General features: G+C 49.8%; 20 protein-coding genes and 1 tRNA gene. 11 read left to right on the top strand and 10 right to left on the bottom strand.

From position 1 onward, the window contains the following. Positions 1-45: 45 nt before the first annotated feature. Both VGA08_00260 and VGA08_00255 read left to right on the top strand, forming a co-directional pair. Positions 46-120: transfer RNA gene (locus VGA08_00260), tRNA-Glu, on the top strand. A gap of 218 nt (positions 121-338) precedes the next feature. Further along, positions 339-674 (top strand): hypothetical protein, encoded by a 336-nt coding sequence (locus VGA08_00255; protein ID HEX9679042.1) that lies wholly within the window; start codon positions 339-341, stop codon positions 672-674. Here VGA08_00255 and VGA08_00250 read toward each other — a convergent pair. The 3 genes from VGA08_00250 to VGA08_00240 all read right to left on the bottom strand — a co-directional run bounded on the left by VGA08_00250 (position 671) and on the right by VGA08_00240 (position 2,834). After that, the gene (locus VGA08_00250; protein HEX9679041.1) at positions 671-1,972 is read right to left on the bottom strand and encodes a Y-family DNA polymerase; all 1,302 of its coding nucleotides are present in this window, start codon (positions 1,970-1,972) and stop codon (positions 671-673) included. The two genes, VGA08_00255 and VGA08_00250, sit on opposite strands and share 4 nt — an antisense overlap. Positions 1,973-2,018: 46 nt before the next feature. Beyond that, positions 2,019-2,384 (bottom strand): four helix bundle protein, encoded by a 366-nt coding sequence (locus tag VGA08_00245; protein HEX9679040.1) that lies wholly within the window; start codon positions 2,382-2,384, stop codon positions 2,019-2,021. A 105-nt stretch (positions 2,385-2,489) separates the two neighbouring features. Next, complete coding sequence (locus VGA08_00240) at positions 2,490-2,834, bottom strand: S24 family peptidase (GenBank protein ID HEX9679039.1); 345 nt, start codon at positions 2,832-2,834, stop codon at positions 2,490-2,492. A gap of 447 nt (positions 2,835-3,281) precedes the next feature. Between VGA08_00240 and VGA08_00235 the strand changes: the two genes are divergently transcribed. From VGA08_00235 to VGA08_00225, 3 genes are all read left to right on the top strand, one after another. After that, complete coding sequence (locus VGA08_00235; GenBank protein HEX9679038.1) at positions 3,282-4,607, top strand: hypothetical protein; 1,326 nt, start codon at positions 3,282-3,284, stop codon at positions 4,605-4,607. A gap of 80 nt (positions 4,608-4,687) precedes the next feature. Continuing rightward, entirely contained in the window at positions 4,688-5,488 is an 801-nt protein-coding gene (locus tag VGA08_00230) for a class F sortase (protein ID HEX9679037.1), read from the top strand. A gap of 304 nt (positions 5,489-5,792) precedes the next feature. Continuing rightward, positions 5,793-5,918, top strand: a complete 126-nt coding sequence (locus VGA08_00225; GenBank protein ID HEX9679036.1) for a hypothetical protein — start codon at positions 5,793-5,795, stop codon at positions 5,916-5,918. A gap of 14 nt (positions 5,919-5,932) precedes the next feature. Here VGA08_00225 and VGA08_00220 read toward each other — a convergent pair whose 3' ends face one another. Then, on the bottom strand, positions 5,933-6,133 hold the full coding sequence (locus tag VGA08_00220) for a hypothetical protein (GenBank protein ID HEX9679035.1): 201 nt from the start codon (positions 6,131-6,133) through the stop codon (positions 5,933-5,935). Positions 6,134-6,784: 651 nt separating this feature from the next. Here VGA08_00220 and VGA08_00215 point away from each other — a divergent pair. From VGA08_00215 to VGA08_00200, 4 genes are all read left to right on the top strand, one after another. Further along, positions 6,785-7,141 carry a hypothetical protein gene (locus VGA08_00215; GenBank protein ID HEX9679034.1) on the top strand — a complete coding sequence of 119 codons (357 nt, stop codon included), beginning with the start codon at positions 6,785-6,787 and terminating at the stop codon, positions 7,139-7,141. Positions 7,142-7,169: 28 nt separating this feature from the next. After that, the gene (locus VGA08_00210; protein ID HEX9679033.1) at positions 7,170-8,753 is read left to right on the top strand and encodes a hypothetical protein; all 1,584 of its coding nucleotides are present in this window, start codon (positions 7,170-7,172) and stop codon (positions 8,751-8,753) included. Positions 8,754-8,983: 230 nt separating this feature from the next. Further along, positions 8,984-10,063: a hypothetical protein gene (locus VGA08_00205; protein ID HEX9679032.1), complete on the top strand. Its 1,080-nt coding sequence runs from the start codon at positions 8,984-8,986 to the stop codon at positions 10,061-10,063. Between the two features lie 265 nt (positions 10,064-10,328). Continuing rightward, a complete protein-coding gene (locus VGA08_00200) occupies positions 10,329-10,877 on the top strand; it encodes a hypothetical protein (protein HEX9679031.1) in 549 nt (182 codons plus the stop codon). 243 nt (positions 10,878-11,120) lie between these two features. Here the strand turns inward: VGA08_00200 and VGA08_00195 are convergent, their stop codons facing one another. Genes VGA08_00195 through VGA08_00180 form a run of 4 tightly spaced genes read right to left on the bottom strand, consistent with a single transcriptional unit; the run spans position 11,121 to position 17,013 of the window. Then, positions 11,121-13,322 (bottom strand): ATP-binding protein, encoded by a 2,202-nt coding sequence (locus VGA08_00195; GenBank protein ID HEX9679030.1) that lies wholly within the window; start codon positions 13,320-13,322, stop codon positions 11,121-11,123. A 40-nt stretch (positions 13,323-13,362) separates the two neighbouring features. Next, a complete protein-coding gene (locus VGA08_00190; protein HEX9679029.1) occupies positions 13,363-14,406 on the bottom strand; it encodes a hypothetical protein in 1,044 nt (347 codons plus the stop codon). Next, positions 14,399-15,496, bottom strand: a complete 1,098-nt coding sequence (locus VGA08_00185; GenBank protein HEX9679028.1) for a ThiF family adenylyltransferase — start codon at positions 15,494-15,496, stop codon at positions 14,399-14,401. The genes VGA08_00190 and VGA08_00185 overlap by 8 nt, the downstream gene beginning before the upstream one ends. Beyond that, positions 15,493-17,013: a hypothetical protein gene (locus tag VGA08_00180; GenBank protein ID HEX9679027.1), complete on the bottom strand. Its 1,521-nt coding sequence runs from the start codon at positions 17,011-17,013 to the stop codon at positions 15,493-15,495. Before VGA08_00180 ends, VGA08_00185 begins: the two co-directional genes overlap by 4 nt. A 147-nt stretch (positions 17,014-17,160) precedes the next feature. Between VGA08_00180 and VGA08_00175 the strand changes: the two genes are divergently transcribed. Continuing rightward, entirely contained in the window at positions 17,161-17,532 is a 372-nt protein-coding gene (locus VGA08_00175) for a response regulator (protein HEX9679026.1), read from the top strand. Further along, positions 17,533-18,201 carry a hypothetical protein gene (locus VGA08_00170; GenBank protein HEX9679025.1) on the top strand — a complete coding sequence of 223 codons (669 nt, stop codon included), beginning with the start codon at positions 17,533-17,535 and terminating at the stop codon, positions 18,199-18,201. An 86-nt stretch (positions 18,202-18,287) separates the two neighbouring features. On the opposite strand, the gene alr is transcribed toward VGA08_00170, so the two are convergent. Both alr and VGA08_00160 read right to left on the bottom strand, forming a co-directional pair. Next, a complete protein-coding gene (alr, locus tag VGA08_00165; protein HEX9679024.1) occupies positions 18,288-19,451 on the bottom strand; it encodes an alanine racemase in 1,164 nt (387 codons plus the stop codon). Further along, positions 19,448-19,707: bifunctional methylenetetrahydrofolate dehydrogenase/methenyltetrahydrofolate cyclohydrolase (locus tag VGA08_00160; GenBank protein ID HEX9679023.1), on the bottom strand; the 260-nt coding region annotated here is incomplete at its 5' end. The genes VGA08_00160 and alr, both read right to left, overlap by 4 nt.

Genomic DNA, 19,707 nt, shown 5'->3' with positions numbered 1-19,707 from the left:
TGATTCGAACAGCATATACTAAATCAGAGCCGTACCTTTTAGCGTGGCCCCATCGTCTAATGGTTAGGACACCAGGTTTTCATCCTGGCAATAGGAGTTCGATTCTCCTTGGGGTCACCAAGAAAAATACTCCGCATTTTGGTTGGGATATTTTTCTTGGCTGAACCAGGCGAGAAGCGAACTCATAGCACGCGAAGTGCGAGTTCGAAGATCAAGGCAGCGCGCAGGAGCTTGCTCCGAGCACTGCTGTAGGGCGCAAGCCAAAGGCTTATTCTCCTTGGGGTCACCAATCAAGCACGCTGTGGCCCCTAGCGCCTCGCGTCTTATTTATCTAAATCATGTCTGAATTACTTCAATCCCATGGCGTCGAAAACGACTTTGAATTCGTTCCAGTCGGCTATTGGACTAGCCGCCTGAGGGGCTGCTTAGCCTTAGAGTTGGACGGCGCGTCCGTCATTGGGCGGGGCAATGTCACTCTCGCTGTCGCCGCTGGCGGCGACCCCACCGTCGTAAAGATTGCCAATGAGCGTGAAACTAAATCATTTATAGTGCCAGCCGCTGGACTAACTATCTCGAGCGGCGGCAACGAGTTGTCCGAAACCGCCAGCGACAATCAGGCCCATAAATTAATTCATGTCTTGGGTTACGACCAAGACTTAAACGGTTGTTGCTAAACTGACGCTAACTGGTTCCAGCTAGTGGTATAGGCCGGGCTGCGCCGCTCTTGCCTGCTCGGCCATTTAGCTTCCAGGTTTTGGCCTTCCCGAGCCGTTCTAAGGGTTCTCGTGCCGTATCTGGTATTTAACTGGTCCATCACCCTCATTAATCTGTCCCGTCGTTTCAGTTGCTGGGATTGGCCGATCTGGCCAAAGGTAGTTTGCTGGGCCTGTTTTGACCTTAAATCCAGCATAATCACCCCGGCCTTTTTGTAGCTGAAGTTATCGTTGTATATCCGGTCCAGTCCGTTTACGGCTGTGCCGACAATTTGCGAGGTATCAGCGGTCGGATATTCTAGCCTAACCAGGGTTGACGGGGCAAACCGCTCAACCGCTCCGACCCCGGTCGTGATAAATACCACCAACGCTCCAGCAATCTGTTGTTTGCGTCTCAACCGGGCTGCCGCCTTGGTAGCAAACGACGCCACCGCGCTCTCGAGTTCGTGGGCCGATTGGATCCGCCGCCCGAACGATCTGGTAACAGCCAGACTCTTTTGTCCGCCAGTAACTGTCTCCCGACTGAGGCCGAAACAGGTTTCTCCCTTAAGTTCTCTAACCGTCCGTTCACCTCTGATAGTCAACTGTTGTTTGGCCCATTTTGTACCAACCTGGCGCAGATCCCAAGCTGTTCTTAAACCTAGTTGCCGAAGCTTTGGTCCTAGTCGCCGCCCGACACCCCAAACATCCTCGATGACCAATTTTTCTAGATGGGCTTTTAGCTCGGCTGGTCGTAAACCAACCAAGCTTAAGGCGCCGCCAAAACTCAGGTCTTTTTTGGCTAGCTCAGTTGCGGCCTTAGCCAGAGTCTTGGTCGGCGCTATCCCGACCGAAACCGGAATGCCCGTTTGTTTAAATACGTCTTGACATAACCCCCGCGCCCACTTTGGGTAATCCTTTATCAACAGGGAGCTAACCTCAAGAAAGCTTTCATCGACCGAATATACCTCTATCTGTGGTGTATAGCTCCTTAACACCTCTACTACCCTCCTGGAGAAATCGCCATACAGTGCAAAATTAGCGGAAAACAGCGTCACGTCATTTGCCCGCAGTAGTTTTCGGTATTTAAACTCTGGCGCTCCCATCGGAATACCCAGTACCTTGACCTCATTGGATCGCGCGATGATGCAACCGTCATTATTAGATAACACCGCTACCGGCCTCTCGGCCAAATCCGGCCGAAACACCCGCTCGCAAGAGACAAAGAAGTTGTTACAATCGATTAAGACAAAAATCCGCCCCTTTTTGTCAGTAGTCATATACCACATATCATATTCCAGAGATTTAGCATTTAGCAAAAACCAATTAGCGATTATCGAGAGGATTTACTGATTTTTGGAAAATTAATATAAATTCCTGACACTCCTGGGATAAATCTTTTACATCTAAGGTTGTGCTTTCATCGGCTTTTGCTAGCATACGCAACCAATGTTTAGTTTCTTGTGATTCCTTCTTGGCTATAAATATCTTATTGCGAAAATCACGTCTTGAACTACCGTTTATGGCCTCAAAATAATTAGCACCTATACTAGTCGATGAGCGCACAAGCTGACTAACAATCGGATGGCTTATTGCTGTTCGCTTGACCGATTTACAGAGAGTGATAACGTTTTCACCAAACTGAGACAGTCTTTCCCCCAGATCCTCTCTTTGGTTTACAACGGTTTTCATAAAGCCAGTTTAAACCGGTAGATAAAAGATTGAAAACATATGCTTTTTGCTAATAAATGATTCCTGAAAAATCTTTAGCATATGTCATATGAAATCTGATAATTGCTACGACTTGCGATGGATTACATACGTCACCACTCCCCAAACCTCAAGCTCTTCCACCTGCCCCTTAGCGCGAATAGGAATAACTACCAAACTGAAACCTTCTCCATCTGAGGCTATCACTAAGTTGTTGGGCTTTGGCTTCAGTGATCGATCAATAACTAGAATGTCATCTTGATTAACGCCTAATCCTTGCCAGGAATCGCTCCCAGCCCGCATATAGAATGTACTGGTCGGATGCCGCACCACTAGTTTATTTAGATCCAGCGGCACGTCCACGGCGTCGGCCGCAGCGTTGGGAAACCCAGCGTGAAACGTCGGTTGGTTCGGATCCTCTTCGTCGTGCATATAACTACAGGATAACACCGGCCGGATTACTAGATGTTAGTTAGCTTCGCCATTGACAATTTGCATATTTTGTATTATATTGTCTTTTGTTAACAATTTGGGAGCAAGCTAAGACGTATACCGCCGTATTTGGTCGCCTGGCGCATACCGAGCAAATGGCGAAACCGAGCAGATTATTCTATAGGGCTCGGTAAATACCGAGCCTTTTTGTTAACCGCAAAGCGCCGCTTTTATTCAAAGAGTGGGCGCCGAACATTGACAAGCCAGATGGATAACTTGCCTTTTAAGGCAAGTATTTTTCAGTTTTCATTTCTCATTTTTCATTGAACAAATGAAGACTGAGCTCTTGGTGAGCAATGACTGTTTGAATTTTCAAGCGGTGGTTGCTCATCAAGAGCAAAATTGGGGCCAGGAAGGTTCCCATCGGACAAAGAGAAAGGAGCAGATGTGAGACGCGTTCTCAATCTGCTACTGGCGATCGGCATGGTTTCGGCCATGCTGCTTGTCAGCGCCATTCCGGCTTTCGCCGGTGGCGAGGACGACGGAGACCAACAGATCTCCGCCAAGGCCCTCAACGATCACGAATGCGACTCTTCGGAGTGGCACTTCGTCATCACCCAAATCGAAGACCAGGCCCACGCCCCGTCTTCGATCACCGTGGACTTCAGCGGCGGCGACTCCGAAGTCGTTCTGCTGGACAGCTTCACCGGCAAGACGGCGCACTACACCACCACCTCTCACCTTGGTGAAACGGTGGTCAGTGCCACAGCCACGATCTACGGCTCGTGGGACGGGCAGTTCAATCTGTCCCACGGACCGTGCGGCGAGGAGCCCCCGCCTGAGTGTATCGACTACGACGACCGGGTCGCGGAGGCGTTCTGGGTAGAAGGCGGCACTGCCACCTTCACCATCTGGAACGACGCCTGCGACGAAGTGGTGTCGTTCAGCTCCTACGACCTTCCGGGCGGATTCAAGCTGCCCTACGAAGATCAGGTGTTGTTCGACAACCTGACCAGGACGGTGTCGGCCGGCCAACACTACGTCTGGGAGATCAACCTTCCTGACTGCAACTGGCAGACCGACCTCTACTGGGGCGAGGCCCAGGACCATGCGCCGCACCCGACCCTGCTCAAGACGCTCGAGGGCAAGACCTTCGATGGCGGCGTCAACCGCTCGTTCGACCTCAACGAGGGAAACGAGTGTGAGCAGCCGCCCGGCCCGATCACGGTCGGGGCCGACTGTCAGACCGGCGTCACCGTCTCAGGTGAAGGCACCTGGTCCGGAGACATCGAGTGGCGTCGCCTGAACGAACCTGGGATCCAGTTCTATTACCAGGATCAGGTCCTGCCATTCACAAACGGCGTGCCGCCCGGGTTTTCCGGCCAGCTCAGCTGGGTGGTCAACGGCGATCGCCTCATCGAGGGCACCAACGGCGGCTACGCCGAAGGCGAGCTCGACTGCGGCCCGCCACCGCCCACGCCCGACCCGGCCTTCTGGTACTGCGTCGGCGATGGTGGGGAGTTCGAGGTGATCGGACCATTCTTCGGGCCTCCGCCCGGAGAGTACGACTACGTCTCTGACCCCTACCCCAGCCGCAAGGACGCCAAGGGCGATACGGCCTGCGCGCCGGCCGTCCCGCCGCCCAACGGCGACTGGGCCGAACCAGCTCAGACCGGTGGGATCCACCTCTCGCCGTTGGCGACGTGGAGCCTGCTGATTCTGGCACTCGGTTCGATCGGTGCGTTCGGCGTCAAGAAGCTCAGACTGAGCTGAAACCTGTCGGTATCTAGGGGCGGCCACGCTTCGGCCTCTGGCCGCCCCTTTACCGACCAGACCAAGAAAGGATAGAAAAAGTGAAAGCCAAATGGCTGACTAAGGCTGTCCTTTCGGGGGTAGTCGTTGGAGTTGTCAGTTTCAACCCGTTCAGCTCATCGGCTGGCATCATCGAGACCTTGCCGGCCCTAGCGCCGACAATCACAACCAGTCCCGACATCGCGCTGGAAACAACCACAACGGTCGCACCGCCGACCAGCACCACCATGCTGGCCCCAATCGCAACCCTGATCGACATGGCTCCGGCAGATCGGCTGGTCATCGGCTCAGTCGGAATCGACTGGCCGATTGTCAACACTGGTCCGCGCTATGACCGGCCAGCTCAGTGGTACCCAGACTGGGGCACGGTCGAGCTCTATGGTCAGTCGGACATGGTTGACCCCGGAGAAGTTGGCGGTGCTTTCATTCTCGGCCACAGCAATGTGGCCGAGCAGGGGCCGGACACCTTCTTCAACCTCGTCGACGACGAAGAATACGACGACGACTATGGTGTCAATCCCGGCGACATCGTCGATACCCACCATGAAAACGGCACGTATTGCCGCTTTCGGGTGATCGACATTCGTCAGCTCGACGCCCCTGGGGAGCCTCTGGCTCTCTCGCCCGGCCGTTACTTCCCTAAGTTTGACAACTGGGGAAAGAATGGCCCAAATGATGAGCGACTAAAGCTCGTCAACCTGGCTACAGAAGCAGGTAGGCCCTACCTGTACCTAATGGGTTCCTACGCCGGGCCAGAGGGCAACAAGTTCGTCGGTGGCAACCGTTACTACACGGCTTACATCGCCGCCGTTCTTGTCGACTGCCAACCGGAAGGGGAGTGAAGCTCGATCGTCCAGATCGAATCCTTCTTAACCCCTTCCGGTGCTGTCTTAAAAGACAAGCCAATCATTGATCGTTTTACGATCGATAAAACAGTTATCAGTTGTCATTTGACAGTTGATAGCTACGCGCCATGCGCGTCCATCTGGCTTGTCTCACTCACTTAACACTTTATAATTAAGTGTTAAGCCAGGTGAGATAAGTTTCGTACTTTAACACCGTTTTTAGTTTGAGAACTTGGGCCGACAATCCGTTGCCGGTCTGCTGTTCTCAAACCGAGAACACCGACTAGAGAAGGGAAAATAAGTGAAGGGATTCCGCGATATCGTCGGAGCCGTACTGGAAGGTGTGGGCCTCGGGCTACTTGGTAGCGCTATCACCCTCATTGTTCTCTTGCCGGTGCTGCTGCCGATCGGCCGGCTATTGCCCTGAGGAGGGTCCATATGTCAAACCGTTACATGGCCCAACGAGCCAAAGGCCGGCTCATCGAGTGGGTCATTTTCGCCATCATGGTCATCCTGATCCTGTTGGCGGTTGCCCCACGGTTCTTGGGTTTTATCGAGCGTTCTTTCGCGCTCTGACCTAAGAACACACCTAAGACTCTTGGAGCCGCCTGTGGCAAACTTCCTGGGAGCGCGGCTCGACACCCTGCTCCTCCCCTCGCCCACAGGCGGCTCCAACTAACAAACTGCCATCCACCCTTCTCGAATCAACTAATCATTAAATATCATGCTTGTGCTTAGTATAATAATATTATAAAACTCATTGACTTTTTATTACTTTAGTGGTAAAGTTTGAACATCATCGTTTTGCGGCCGTGTGAGGTGGAACTTACAGGCTCGCGTTTCGAGCGACGTTCGATAACATCAGAACCTGCTAGGAGACCGATTTATATCGGCCAATTGGGAGGTTCTTTGTTTTCCATGACACGTGACTAACCACAAAGCGATAAGGGCACATTAACATGCCAAATCATGAGAGTTTATATTTTTGCCTAGGTACCCTATAAGGGCAGAGCAGCGAGCGCGGGCCAATTGCCGCAAAGCGGTCCGTGCGCGCTACCCTGCCCTTTGGACCAACGGTTTTTGACTGTTGGATTAAGCCTAAGGCAGAAGAGTATCTTTTGATACTCAAAATCGAACTACTCACATCAATTCAATCATTCCTTCCCTACTGGGAGCAGCGTTTGGCCGATATTTATTGTCGGCTCAAGCGCTGCTCCCAACGCGGAGACGGCCTGACACGGGAGATTCCCGCGCCAGCTACTCTCCGCAAGGAGGGAGGAAAATATGTCGCACTTGTGGAAGCAACGCCTCGGCGCGGCCGTCGTTGGCTCCGTCCTCACCCTGTTGGTGCTGGGCGCCATCGACCGTGGTACTGAAGGCACAATTGGCCGGGCCAACTCCTTCGGTGCCGCGATCATCCGCATTGTTGGAGGCCTCATCTCAGGAGCCCTCGGGTTTCTTGGCGGGGTTTTCAACGTCGCTGTCGCCATCGCTGTTCTCGTAGCAGCTGCACTCTTCCTCAGGAAGACGTACCAGTGGCTCAAGCGACATCGCACGCGCCAACAAGAGGACACCACGACCACGCCCAAGGGGGTGGAGAAGAAGGCCGCCAAGGCGTCCGTCGAGCCCACTCTCAAGAAAACGGCCTGAAAGGGCCCCCGACGAAAGGAGCTCCATCGTGAGCACCATCCTGTTGGTGGCCCTGATTGCGGCCATCTTCGTGGCGGCTGGCTTGGCCTTCTTCGCAAGGAGACAAGCCGGTCAGTGGCAAGTCGCCACAACCATGCCCAACGTCGACACCGAGACCGCATCAGCAAAAGTCCGGCGATGGAGCGCCGCAATGCGCGGCGCGGCCGTTGCTACCCTCTTGCTGGTGGTATTGGTCGTCTTCGCCTTCGCCACGGCCTCAAGCGCCGACGGCGATCCCGAAGCGACCACTACGACCATCAGTCCAACCACTCCGGCCGTCGCCGGCAGCGATGTCTGCCCCGCCGGCACGTCAGACAACCTGCGGTTCGAGCTCGACGAGCTTGAGCATCCGCAGGCCTTGACGCCAGCCTGGCCCGAGGGCTACGAAGAGCAAACCAAGTTCCTCTTCGGTCCCGACGGCGTGGCCTGCGGCAATGTCCAGATCCTGACCGCGCTCGCCTTCTGGCTGAACCAGGAAGTCATCCTGGGCGAGTCGGACGGCAACGTCCAAGTCAGCTCGGCCGAGTGGATTGCTCTCCTGCGCGCCAACGGCGATCGCCGTTTGGAGGTGCTGGATAGCGTCTATGACGCCTGGCAAGCGCTGACCCTGGTGGATATCATCGAGAACGAACAGTTCGACGGTGACATCTACCGTTTCGTCCCGCCCAACGCCAACGAACTGGTCTGGGACCAGTACGACACCAGCGAGCAAGGCTTCCTGGTCGGCGACTACACCATCTTCCGTGGTGAGGAAGTCGACCCAGGGCATCTACTGATGTCTCTCCGGCACGGCTGGGCGCTCGACGAGGACGTGCCGATCGCGGCCGATCTCGAAGACAACCCCGAAGTGGCTCCGCCCGACACCACCATGGGCAACCAGGGTGACAAGGGTGGAGACAGCGGCGACGATCGAGGCGACGGGGACGACGACGGCGAGTCCGGCAATCCCGGCGACGGCGGCGAGTGCGAAGGCACCCCCACTTGCGACGGCGAAGACCCGGGCGGCGGTGGCGGCGACGGCGACGGCGGCGATGACGGCGACGATGGTTGTGGAGATGGTTGCGATTGCGATTGCGACACCACCACGACCACGACGACCTGCGTCTGCCCGCCGACGACCACGACAACGACCACAACGAGGCCGCCGACCACGACGACGACACATCCGCCAACGACAACGACCACGACGAGGCCGCCGACCACGACGACCACTTCGACGACGACCACTTCGACGACGACCACTTCGACAACGACCACGACGAGGCCGCCGACCACGACGACGATGCCGACGACGACCACCACTTGCCCGCCCGGCTATGAGCCGACGCCGGGCGGTGGCTGCAAGCCGCCGGAACCGTCGACAACTGTCTGCAACTTCCCGCCCTGTGGTGGAGGGGTTGGCGTCGACGGGACGTATGCCATTGTCGGCGATTTGTCGAGCGATGAGGGAATCGATCCCCGGATCTTTCTTTTCTTGTCGCCCTTCATCGCCCTCATGGCCATCCTGATCTTCGGCCTCTACCGGGCAACCCGTGGTGGCCGACAACTCAGGCGACAAATGACTGTCGTCTGAGTGAGATGATGTGAGAGTTCGATCTAGTGTGGTGGTCTGGTTTGAAACGCAAGTTTCTTAACTCCCTTTAGGGGAGACCAGACCACCACCGATCGACAATATAATTTCTCATGATTTGGCTGTTACTTTCGTGTCAAGACGCACATTAACAACTCGGTATCGAAGAAGAAAGAATTTGGATTAATGCTTGCGTCTTATAGTTCGTTATTTAGTAACTTAAGGAGAAAGCAATGAAGAACATAATTTCCTATGCTTCTTATTTGCCAAAAAGCTTTGTTTTAACAGCATTTGCACTGTTAGCCATGTTTGCGCTACCAGTTTCAATGGCAATTGCTGCAACCCCAGGTCCTGCCTTTAACATCTACGATAATGCGCAGCACACTGGTGACGAGCACGATTTTGTGCGAGTCGACGAAGCCGGCGGCGATGCCTTCACAAACTCTGTTGAGGCTTGTGATGGCGAAGTTGACATATGGGTCTACATCCATAACGGCGAGGCCGAAGAGTTCAACGGGGACAACAATAATGGCCCCGGGGTTGCTCAAGGTACCCGCCTAGCTGTAAACCTACCGGCCGGTGAAGCACAGCTTCATCAGCCCAGCGCAACAATTAGCGCAGATAATGCAACTTCAGTCATGGATAACGCTGACATTACTTGTGGTCAACACGACATTAAACTGCAGTTTGTAAATGGATCGGCTCGTGGCTACACTCAGCAACGTGGTAACTTCAACATTAGCGATGCAGTAGTTGCAGGCGGTGTTGATATCGGAACGTTTGCTGACGATGGTGTTGTGCCTGGCTGTTGGGAATACCGCATCTGGGTCAAGCTTACGGTTAAAATTAAAGAGGTAGAAAAAGAGCAACCAATCGTGAAATGTGACGTTTTGGAAGCGATTAAAATCGACCGCGATACGTTTAAGCTAAAGGCTACTGCCACAGCTAAAAACGGCGCCAAAGTAGTTGACTACGTCTTCAATTTTGGCGACGGCGACACGCAAACTGTCACCACAGACGCATTGACAGCTACCACAGCAGCTCATGATTACGCTGTCGGTACTCACAATGCTAAAGTCACAGTGAACTTCGATCTGGACGGTGACGGCCAAGCTGACACCCACAAAGATTGTAAAACCACTGTCAAAGTAACAGAAACCCCCACCACACCGCCTGTTGACGAGTTACCCAATACGGGCCTCGCGGGTGTAGCAAGTGGTGTCTTCGGTACCGGTGCACTCGGTATGAGTGTACGAAGCTGGCTGGAAAGCCGCTCGATGGTTCGAGCCGGTATTCTTCGCAAGAAGAATTAACAGCAAGCTTCAAGGCGGGCCCGTCTCTACCGCACCGCGGTAAAGACTGACCGCTTAAGCAATCAGCGCTCCATTTACGGAGCGCTTTTTGTTTGCTAAAACTTTCACTCCCACCATTGTCCGTAGGGACATTCTATAGAATGCCCCTACGGACAATGAAGCGGCATCAAGTCAATTTATCGACAAAATACTTGACAATTCTTTGTGAAAGTGCTAGAGTTATAAATAACGAGCGAGAGTGTGGACGACATAAGGAGAAATACTAATGAAAGTATCTCGCGTCCTACCCGCCATACTTGTATCTGGAGTAGGTTTGGCCAGCCTTTACGCTGCGCCGGCTTTGGCCTGGAAAACCGACCAAAGCGCTAACAGTCTGTGTGAAGACGGTCAAGCCTTAATTGACTGGACCTTCACCAACAAAGAATCAAACAAAAAAATGATCGTAACCGTCAAGGTCAATGAAACGGGCAAAGTTCTGGCACCAAAACAAGCTGATGCCGGCGCTACTATTGGCGGTACGATTGATGCCGAAGCAGAAAAACTAACAGCTGGTACTTTGACTTTCGAACTAAAGTGGGCCGACGGCACAAAAGGTGTTGATTCGCGCCAAGCTAGCTATTCGGCAATTGAGTGTGAGCAACCAAAAGTAATTAGCGACACCGACGAAGAACCTAAAACAACCCCACCTGCGGAGACTCTGCCCAATACTGGCCCGGCCGCTTTTATCGGACTGTACGGCGCCATCACGGCCGCTTCAGGCGCAGCTTGGTTAGTCACCAAAAAAGAATTAGCAAACACTTTGCGCAACCGCTAAGACTCGGTCTATATGTGGGTAATGGTCGGTCTGGCCTTAGCAGTGGTTATCGGCGGAGTTGGTCTTGTCGTAATCAGATCAAATCCGCCGAAGCCGCGTATAATTGATGTATGGCCAAGTCTAAAAAAAGACGAAAACGATACGCCGGCGAAGACGCCGCCGTCACTCCGCCGGTCATTCGATTTGAAGCCGCTCAGCGCGGACGAGTGGGAAGTTGGTGGTCCGACCATAAACAATCTGTAATTATTCGTCTGATTCAGCTAGGTTTCCTGCTGCTTTTACTTGGCGTTCTAGGGCTTCTTTGGTCATTATTGACTTGAGTGGAAACCTAAAGCCGAAAGTACTCCCCTTATCCTCAGCCGACTCAAAGATTATCGCTCCTCCTTGGCTGGCTACTACCCGTCCGGCCATATAAAGCCCTAGTCCGGTACCGTCCGGCCGGGCTTTTTTTGCGTTCCCCGCCCGATAAAACTTCGTGAATAACTTTGCTTGCTCGGCTTTAGGTACTCCAATCCCGTTGTCTTTTACCCGATATTCAATTGAATCTTTTTTGGCTAACAAAGTGACACGGATTTGGCCACCAGCCGGAGTGTAATAGATCGCGTTATCGACAAAATTCATCATGACTTGGCGGATCTTCGTCTCGTCCAACCAAACCTTGGGAAACCGTTTCGGCCTGTCAAAAGTCAGCTTTAACCTTCTGGATTTGGCCGTCGGTTGCAGCTGGCTGATTTCTTCTTCAACTATTCGCGGCATATCGATTTCTGCCGGTTCGACTACAAACTTGCCGGTTTTTAATCGAGATACATTCAATAAGTCCGCTATCAGATAAACCATGCGCTGCGAACTGGCAAAAGCTTCTTCTAACAGCTTCTTTTGCGATGGGGCTATTTTGCCCGCGTCGCCCTCCATGATCATTGAAATGTAGCCCTTAACAGAAGTCAGCGGTGTCCTTAACTGGTGGCTGGCCATCGAGATAAATTCGTCTTTGGCTTCGTCCAGTGCTTTTAGTTTAGCATTTGTCGCTCGCAACTCGGAAGTGGCGTCCTGAACCTCTCGCTGTAGTGTCAGGTTGAATTCGTGAATCTGTTCAAAGTATCTGGAGTTTTGAACGGCTATGGCTAGTTCTTTCTCGCTAATCGTCAAGAAATCTATGTCTTGTTTGGAGTAAACGGTCCCGCTCTGCTTGGGACCCAGCAAAATCGCGCCAACCGTCTCCTCGTTTGTTCGGAGCTTTAGAAGCACCTCCGTATCAAAAGCGCTTAGCGTCTCTCTAAGTTTTTTGTCTTGCGTGTTGTCTTTTTGAACCAAGACTTTATCGAATGCATTTAGCATCTTTCTCTCAAGCTTGTGTTTCGGTGGGTGACCGATGGTGTCATCCAGGTACGTTTCGCCGTCTTTAAATACGACAAATCTAAGATGGAGTGGCCTGAGATTGTTAGCAATGATCTTAGAACTTTCATTGGTTATTAACTTCAGGTCAATCTCTGTGGCCAGCAATGAGCTCAACCGATCCAAAACCTCTTGTGTGACATACGCGTCTCTGAAGAACATTCGGTTGGTGGTTCTGTCAAAATATGCCTTTAATGGCTGAAAGCTAAGTGCAAGTAAAAAAACCAGTGATACATTAGTGGCTACTCCGAGTGTATTAGGCAGCCCTAGATAGTTTAGAAAGCTGGTAGCGACCGTAGATACAACGGCATAAACAGCAGCTACGCTGGCCAGCAGTCCAGCGTACGCCACTGAACGAGCTACCAAAGATCGTATATCAAAAAGCTTGTGACGGAATATCGAGTAGGCAATTATCAGAGCAAAGGCGAGAGCATATACAGGAGAGAGGCTAAAAAATAACTGGTTATTAAAAAATATTGGCACAATAAAATTAGTTATGGGCACGACTACAAACAGCACCAGACTTGATACCAACAACATAGCAGCTTGCCTTTTTGTAATGCGCAGCGAATGCTTATAGCTGCGAGAGATACCCCATAGACTAGCTGTAATAGAAAATATTGCATGAGCCATAAACACTGCTAAAAACGGACTCGGCACCGGGCTGATGGTGTTCTTGGCGTTAATAGTAAAACTATCAAAAAAATGATGTTGAGCCGCTAGCGCTGCCGTTACTGAGCTTGCGATTAAGAAAGTCACGTTAGCCGCGGATGAAAATACTCCTCTTCCACTGCCAATGAATGTCCTCGTAAATTCAAAAAACATCGTGTTTTGAATGACTACAAAGAACAGAATCCAATTGACTGCTACAAATACCTGTTGCGAGTCTTCAAAGAACAACGATAGTTGATTAGCTGTCGTCCAGCCGATAAGTGTTAGGGTTAAAATGAAGAACTGACGGTTTAGGGTCTTCTTTGGATTATTGAGTAGCACGAATAGCCCAACTAACAGATTGGCGAGGCTGGCTACAGACAAAACTATGAAACCGAACATATAAGCTTATGCTTATTCTACTGTCATTTTCTCAAGTCTGCTACAGAAAGCGTGCTAGTTTCTCCGGTCGTTCACGATGGCTATAACTAATCCTTTCGGATGAACGGCCGAGCACAAACAAAACGTGAGGCGTATAAGACGTATTAATTCCCAGACGTTTCTTAATTTGCTCGCGACTGTCCGATAATTCTAAAGATGCGACGAATATGCTAGTTCTGATGTCTTGCTGGGCGGCTCTTAGAAGTAATCTTTCTAGCGTCTGGCCAGTTCGTACCCATGACTGGGCGTTATTGGCTTTCGTTGCCAGCACCACAACTGCTTTCGAACTTCGAATACTCGACTCATTGAGTCGGGCCAATTTAGGCCCTAAGTCCTTGATCTTGAGTAGCCAGGGTAAAAAGAGCGACTGTATGTTGTTCATCCTCAATGTATAGCCGTGCATTCCTCTAGTTTTTTTCGATTTATTGAAATTTAAATGCTTCGCTACCTCTACTCGGAACTGACGATTACTATACGCTTTTTGTAGTCCTTGAGCTGTTAGCCGGGCTATCTCCGCCGTGGTTTCAGATTGTTGCGATGAAAAAACGCCAATGTTATGATCGTTTTTATCCGATAAATCAAGCATATCACTGAGTTCGGTAATCGAAACCGGCCTGTCATCAAATTGTCCTCGAAAATTCTGCCTGTCAATCATTGCTCTTATGTATGGTCGCAAAGTGTTATCGGGGCGTAGGGTCTCGTTATCAAAAAGAATTAATGCCACCTGATTGCCGCTGCCCGTCTGAACTTTAATACTTTTTACTAAGCCATAGTATTTACCCGCATAATGAAGGTTGGTTAACAACGCTCCCAAACTGATATATGAATACTTAAGCTCTGAATCGGCCATTGGTAAGCTTCGCTCAGGGTCTAACAACAAACGACACCTATTGCCGCCAGAAATTTCAAACATCCATGGTTGAGTGTTGTGGGTTGATGGCGCTAAGACTGCTAGCCTCAAGACATGTAAAATTTTGCTTCGATTATCCAGCTTTGAAAATGCCTGATGATCTATGTCCAATAAGTTTACTCTTTGTCTACTCATAACGTACCGTTTGGGCCATCTGTCCGTCAAAGTCATCGTCAAGGCTGAACAGTCGAGGAAAGTTTATGAAGTATCGCCCTGAGGGTAGGATTTCTAATAGTAACCGCTTGGCCAAAAACACCCCCAACCCCGCCCCAACTGATACTGTGCTGAACAATTGTGGCCGCCCCACTAGGGTATGGCCTATCTTCCCTAATGATCCCAAAGCTCTTTTCGGCACGTGTTTTTTATCAACCAAGATGACCGCAAGTTCCTGTTGGCTGCCGTTTGTTATGATCCGCTCTATTTCTGATTCACTTCTTTGGCCAAACACACCGTTGAAAAGAACTTGTCCATCCTTATCATACCGCTCTACGTCTACCAAAAGATTGTCCCCTAAAGACGTCATCATCATGACTGGTACGCTGTATTCTCGTGCCTTCTGACGAATCTTGAGCTTCGTCTGGAAATCATCAATTTCATCGATTATTAAGTCAAGTTTTTTCTCATCGCTAAAAAAACTATCAATGTTCTCATCTTTTAATCCTTCACCGAACTGGTGTATCTGGATATATGGGTTGACATCGAGCATTTGCCGGCAAAGTGAATCCAGTTTGGTTTGACCGATTTCTACGAAAGAAACATCCAACCGATTCATGTTCGTAGCTTCAATCGAATCAAAGTCAGCGATCTTGATGTGCTGACTAGCGCCGCTTCTGACAAGCGCCTTCGCAACCCCAGCACCAACAGACAAGCCAACAATTCCTATCGTAGAATTATATAGTTTAGTCTGCTCAACCTTGGTTATTAACTCCCGATTACGATTTGTCATCAAAGACAAATAGTCAACTTCATCAACAATTCTACTAATTTGGTTGTGCCACGGCGTATGTACCCAGGTTCCACTCGCAAATTCGTCAGCATATTTGGCCGCCAAAACTGTCCTGGTCTTTTTGACTGCCGTTGGCGCTAGGACTTTTGCAAGCTCATCCAGTTGGCCGCTTTGCACCAGGTCTTTGATGATCAGGTTAGGATTGCTTTTGCTTAAGCGGTTAAGCTGTTGCTCGTTAATGTCTTTTGGATAGAATAGCCGAAAACTAGAGGCGTTCATTTAATAACCCATTTCTGCTTGGTGCCAGGTTTAAAGTATGTCGGATCTTCATAAGGCCAAGTTATGATCTCCGGTTTCGAGACTTCGCCGATCATCCTAAATAATTCCCGATACTCGGAGCTGTCATTAAATAGGCTGTCGTGCACAAGTTTGTTTACTTTCTGAATAAGAGAAGGCATGGGTTTTTGGCCAAACCGTAATTCGGCGTGTACCTTAAGTTTTTGCCGGCCATCGTTATCGTATTCCACTAAAGCGGTGAACTTGCCCGTCATATATTTATGGAGTTTGTGATTTTGCAAAGCACGTCTGATGGTGTCTGGATAGACCAGGAAAGCATAGTAGCTAATTGAAAAATCGTTCCGCTCATAAACATACACGAAAGGTAAGTTCCAGGATTTTTTGTTAATTTTGTCACGGTGTAGCAGGCTGTCGACACTTTGACCAGTTTGTTCGAGTGCGTTTATAACTTGTTGCTTAGTGCATAGACCACCGTAGTCTTTCAGGTTATAGCGGACCAACGGTATACCGCTGTAGGCACTGCAAATCAAATTGTAATCTTGCTCTTCGAAATAAAACAATTCTGGTATGTACTGGGCAAAGGTTGGCTGCTTAACAGGCTCAGGAAACAAAAGTTGTCGCAGTTTATCATCGGCGAACGCCCGGCGACGAACTGCTATTGAAATCGGTGTCTCGTGCGCCATCGTACCCATATCGACAGTACCGTAATGATTCAACGAACACGACAGTGGATTTTTTAGTCCGGCTCTCTTGATAATGAAATCTCGAAAATTTTCACTAAACGATTCGGCTGAAAAAATAAACCCGAGATCGTAGTCCCGCCATTTTATTCCAGCTCTGGTGCCGTCGTCCAAAATATCTTTCAAAAATGGAGCATATGATCCGATAATTATTTGATCAAATTTCGAACCAAGTTGCTTAATTGCGTTGATCACTTCGATTTTATGGATACCCGGTGTGATTACACTTAAGTCATAGTCGCCCCGTTCGGCTAGAATTTTTAATGCTTCATAGGTAAATAAGCCGCCAATCCAGGCACCCATTGGAAATGCCACAATGTATAACGTGCTTTTTTTATCAATATCAAAATTATGGCGCAAGTACATCTCAGCCAAAACCGCATACTGCCAGTCCTGTGATTCTTCTCGTGGAAAATAATATGGTTCACCAGTTGAACCAGAAGTTGATGAGATGACCCACTTTTTTCCGCTGAAATCCCCGTCCCAGACCAACATCTCTTTTGGATATCTTCGTAAATAGTTATCTTTGTCTATTACGGGAATGAGTTTGAAGTCTTGGATGGTTTTAACTTTGTCGGAATTAAATTTATTGGACTTTAAAAAATCCTTATAAGCTGGCACGCGAGCTGCCATTTCGTGAAAAAGCTTAAGTGCTCTTAGTTCGCCACGTCGAACCCACTTAGGCTCAGCTACCACGTGTAGTCGGTGCAGCAGCCTAACCGGGTCCTTAAAACCGTAGGGCAAGTCAAGTTTGGGCATATATTATTTAACCATATTAGATTAACCGATTTACTCTCAATATCGTAGGTTTTAAAACTCCAAGGATAGATTGTATGATATATAGCCTTCGTTTTTTAAAACCCAAGAATAATTTGCAGACTTATCTTTAATTGTTAGGATTAACTTATGGCCAAGCAAAAAATTGCCATTATTGAAGACGACCTGGCAATTTCACAAATGTATCGGCTTAAATTTGAAGCCGAAGGTTATAATGTCGCCGTCGCCGAAAACGGCATAGTCGGACTAAAAGTCATCAAAGACTTCCGGCCCGACGTCGTTCTGCTGGATATGATGATGCCACAGATGAACGGTGACGAGGTTCTGGCCCAAGTCAGAGCCAGCGCTTGGGGCAAGGATCTACCAGTTTTCATCCTGACCAACATGGGTAAGGAAGAAGCACCAGCGACCTTGGAGAGCCTGGGGGTAACGGCTTACATTGTTAAGGCCGAGATGACGCCTAAACAAGTAGCTGAAAAGGTTAAGGAAGTCGTCAGATAAATGAACAGCCGGTTGGCGGCCAAACATCAGGAAACCGCTGATGTTTGGTCATATTTTTTTTCAAAGCCGCCGGCCTACTCCTTTACCGCGGGTGACTACGCCGAACTCGAGATAGATTACGCCCCTCAGGGGGGTCGCCGGTGGTTTTCCTTGGCTTCCGCGCCACATGAAAATCACCTCCAAATTACCACCCGTCTGCCCCACCCGCGCAGCGAGTTCAAGCATCACTTGGCTAATCTGAGCCCCGGTCAATCGGTTAATATCTCCCCGCCGATGGGCAATTTCAACTTACCAAAATTGGCGTCACCGGTCTTGCTAGTCGCCGGTGGTATTGGCATCACTCCATACCGCTCCATCCTGCTTTCAATTAAACACGATGCGTCCTATCCGATGGATTTAATAAAATTGGTCTATTCTGCCCGGCCAGGAAATTTTTTGTTCAATGAGTCTATTAACTTTATCGGCGATGGTTTGAAATTATCGCCCTCTGCCAGATTTCGTTTGGATGTAAAAAAATTAACCGCGCTCGTGCCGGACATGGCCCAACGAATAATCTATCTATCCGGACCGGAAGAAATGATGGATAAACTGCATAAAGAACTACTTGAAGCCGGAATTAAATACTCCAACCAGCGGCTTAGTTTCTTTCCCAATTATTCATCTTTTTAAGTAGTAGTCAGGCTTAACTCCGTAGGGGCATTCTATAGAATGCCCCTACGGAGTTAAAAAGTACTGCGCTCGGCTCTAACAAGACATTAATCGACTATTCGGCGGCGAATATGCGGCGACAGCCTAACCGCGCTAATATACGGGTAAAGGCCATGGTCCTGCCACCAGCGTTTCAGACTGTTAGGCGCGGAAGGATCAGCGCTAATGACTTCTATCTCCTCCCACAATTTGGCCTTGGTGTCGGTCAAGTCAAGATGCACGTGGTTCATGCAAATTTTACCGACAATCGGTACCGCCACAGAACGATAGCGCAGACTACCGGCATTACCCAGTGTTTCGTTAATTCCTTCATAATAGCCAACTGGCAAAATACCAAGTTTAGTTTTTCGACCAGCCGTAAAGGTATGGCCATAGCCGACTCCGGTGCCTTTTTCGATCTGTCGGATTTTCACAAGTCGACTGTACATAGATAAAACCGGTTTAAGCTCGGATAACTTTTTATGCCAGTCTGAAGCGGTATCGCTGAAGGGATTGATTCCGTACAAGCCTGCGCCTGGCCTGATGGTGTTTAAATGCTGGCTTTTATAACGGCTGAAGCCGCTGGTTTTTGCGGCGTGAATATATTGCGGTTTAAATCCCGCTTTTTTAATCCGGCTGACAATATCGTCAAATTGCCTTAACTGCTCATCTATCGACTGGCGACCCGGTTGATTAGCGTCGTAAAAGTGAGTCATAACACCTTCGAGCTCAATTTGCGGATTATCCTTCAGAATTTGCAGTACGTCCTTAAGCTCCAAGAGATCAAAACCTTGACGGTTCATACCGGTGTCAAACTCAAGATGAATGCGGACACTTCTTCGGCCATTCGTCATAACATTCAAAACCGACATATCTTGGATGACGTAGATGGTGTGGCGAGTCTCAATTTTACTAAAATTCTCGGGCAGTACCGTAGCCATAACCAAGACGTCGACGTCACTAATCGCCCTAACCTCCAGAGCTTCATGGTAGCCATCAACAGCTACACACGGAACATCCCGATCTTCTAGAATCTTTAATATAGTTTCAAAACCGTGGCCGTAGGCGTTACTTTTAAGCACGGGGATGACATGCTTGGCCTTAAATAAATTTTTAAGTAAATCGAAGTTGTGTAAAAAGGCCGAGCGGGAAATTTCAATCCGGTTCAACGATTCATAAGACGCCTCGAATTGGCGCAGGAACTGCTCGAGTATACCCCTTACTGTGCTCATATGCGCCCTACTCTAGCACGTGCTGCCCTCAATGTATTGTCAAACAGGGCCGAAACCGTTAACGGTCCGACCCCACCCTTTTTTGGTGTAATTGTTATGTCCTCACATTCATAAACTTCGTCCGCGACGTCGCCCTTTAAAATTCCACTTTCTGAAGCTGTCCCGGCATCGATAACAACACTTCCACTCGCGATAGCGTGGTTGGTAATCAGACCGGGCTGACCAACGGCAGTAACGATTAAATCCATTTTCTTTA

This window comes from Candidatus Saccharimonadales bacterium, from assembly GCA_036397795.1.
GTDB lineage: Bacteria > Patescibacteriota > Saccharimonadia > Saccharimonadales > DASWIF01 > DASWIF01.
Note: the sequence above shows the minus strand (reverse complement) of the source record. Positions and strands in the feature narration are given on the sequence as shown.

Bases quoted from the DNA above. Each gene is read 5' to 3' on its own strand.
- VGA08_00255 (HEX9679042.1), top strand. From the start codon at position 339: ATGTCTGAATTACTTCAATCCCATGGCGTCGAAAACGACTTTGAATTC.
- VGA08_00250 (HEX9679041.1), bottom strand. From the start codon at position 1,972: ATGACTACTGACAAAAAGGGGCGGATTTTTGTCTTAATCGATTGTAAC.
- VGA08_00245 (HEX9679040.1), bottom strand. From the start codon at position 2,384: ATGAAAACCGTTGTAAACCAAAGAGAGGATCTGGGGGAAAGACTGTCT.
- VGA08_00240 (HEX9679039.1), bottom strand. From the start codon at position 2,834: ATGCACGACGAAGAGGATCCGAACCAACCGACGTTTCACGCTGGGTTT.
- VGA08_00205 (HEX9679032.1), top strand. From the start codon at position 8,984: ATGAAGAACATAATTTCCTATGCTTCTTATTTGCCAAAAAGCTTTGTT.
- VGA08_00200 (HEX9679031.1), top strand. From the start codon at position 10,329: ATGAAAGTATCTCGCGTCCTACCCGCCATACTTGTATCTGGAGTAGGT.
- VGA08_00195 (HEX9679030.1), bottom strand. From the start codon at position 13,322: ATGTTCGGTTTCATAGTTTTGTCTGTAGCCAGCCTCGCCAATCTGTTA.
- VGA08_00190 (HEX9679029.1), bottom strand. From the start codon at position 14,406: ATGAGTAGACAAAGAGTAAACTTATTGGACATAGATCATCAGGCATTT.
- VGA08_00185 (HEX9679028.1), bottom strand. From the start codon at position 15,496: ATGAACGCCTCTAGTTTTCGGCTATTCTATCCAAAAGACATTAACGAG.
- VGA08_00180 (HEX9679027.1), bottom strand. From the start codon at position 17,013: ATGCCCAAACTTGACTTGCCCTACGGTTTTAAGGACCCGGTTAGGCTG.
- VGA08_00175 (HEX9679026.1), top strand. From the start codon at position 17,161: ATGGCCAAGCAAAAAATTGCCATTATTGAAGACGACCTGGCAATTTCA.
- VGA08_00170 (HEX9679025.1), top strand. From the start codon at position 17,533: ATGAACAGCCGGTTGGCGGCCAAACATCAGGAAACCGCTGATGTTTGG.
- alr (HEX9679024.1), bottom strand. From the start codon at position 19,451: ATGAGCACAGTAAGGGGTATACTCGAGCAGTTCCTGCGCCAATTCGAG.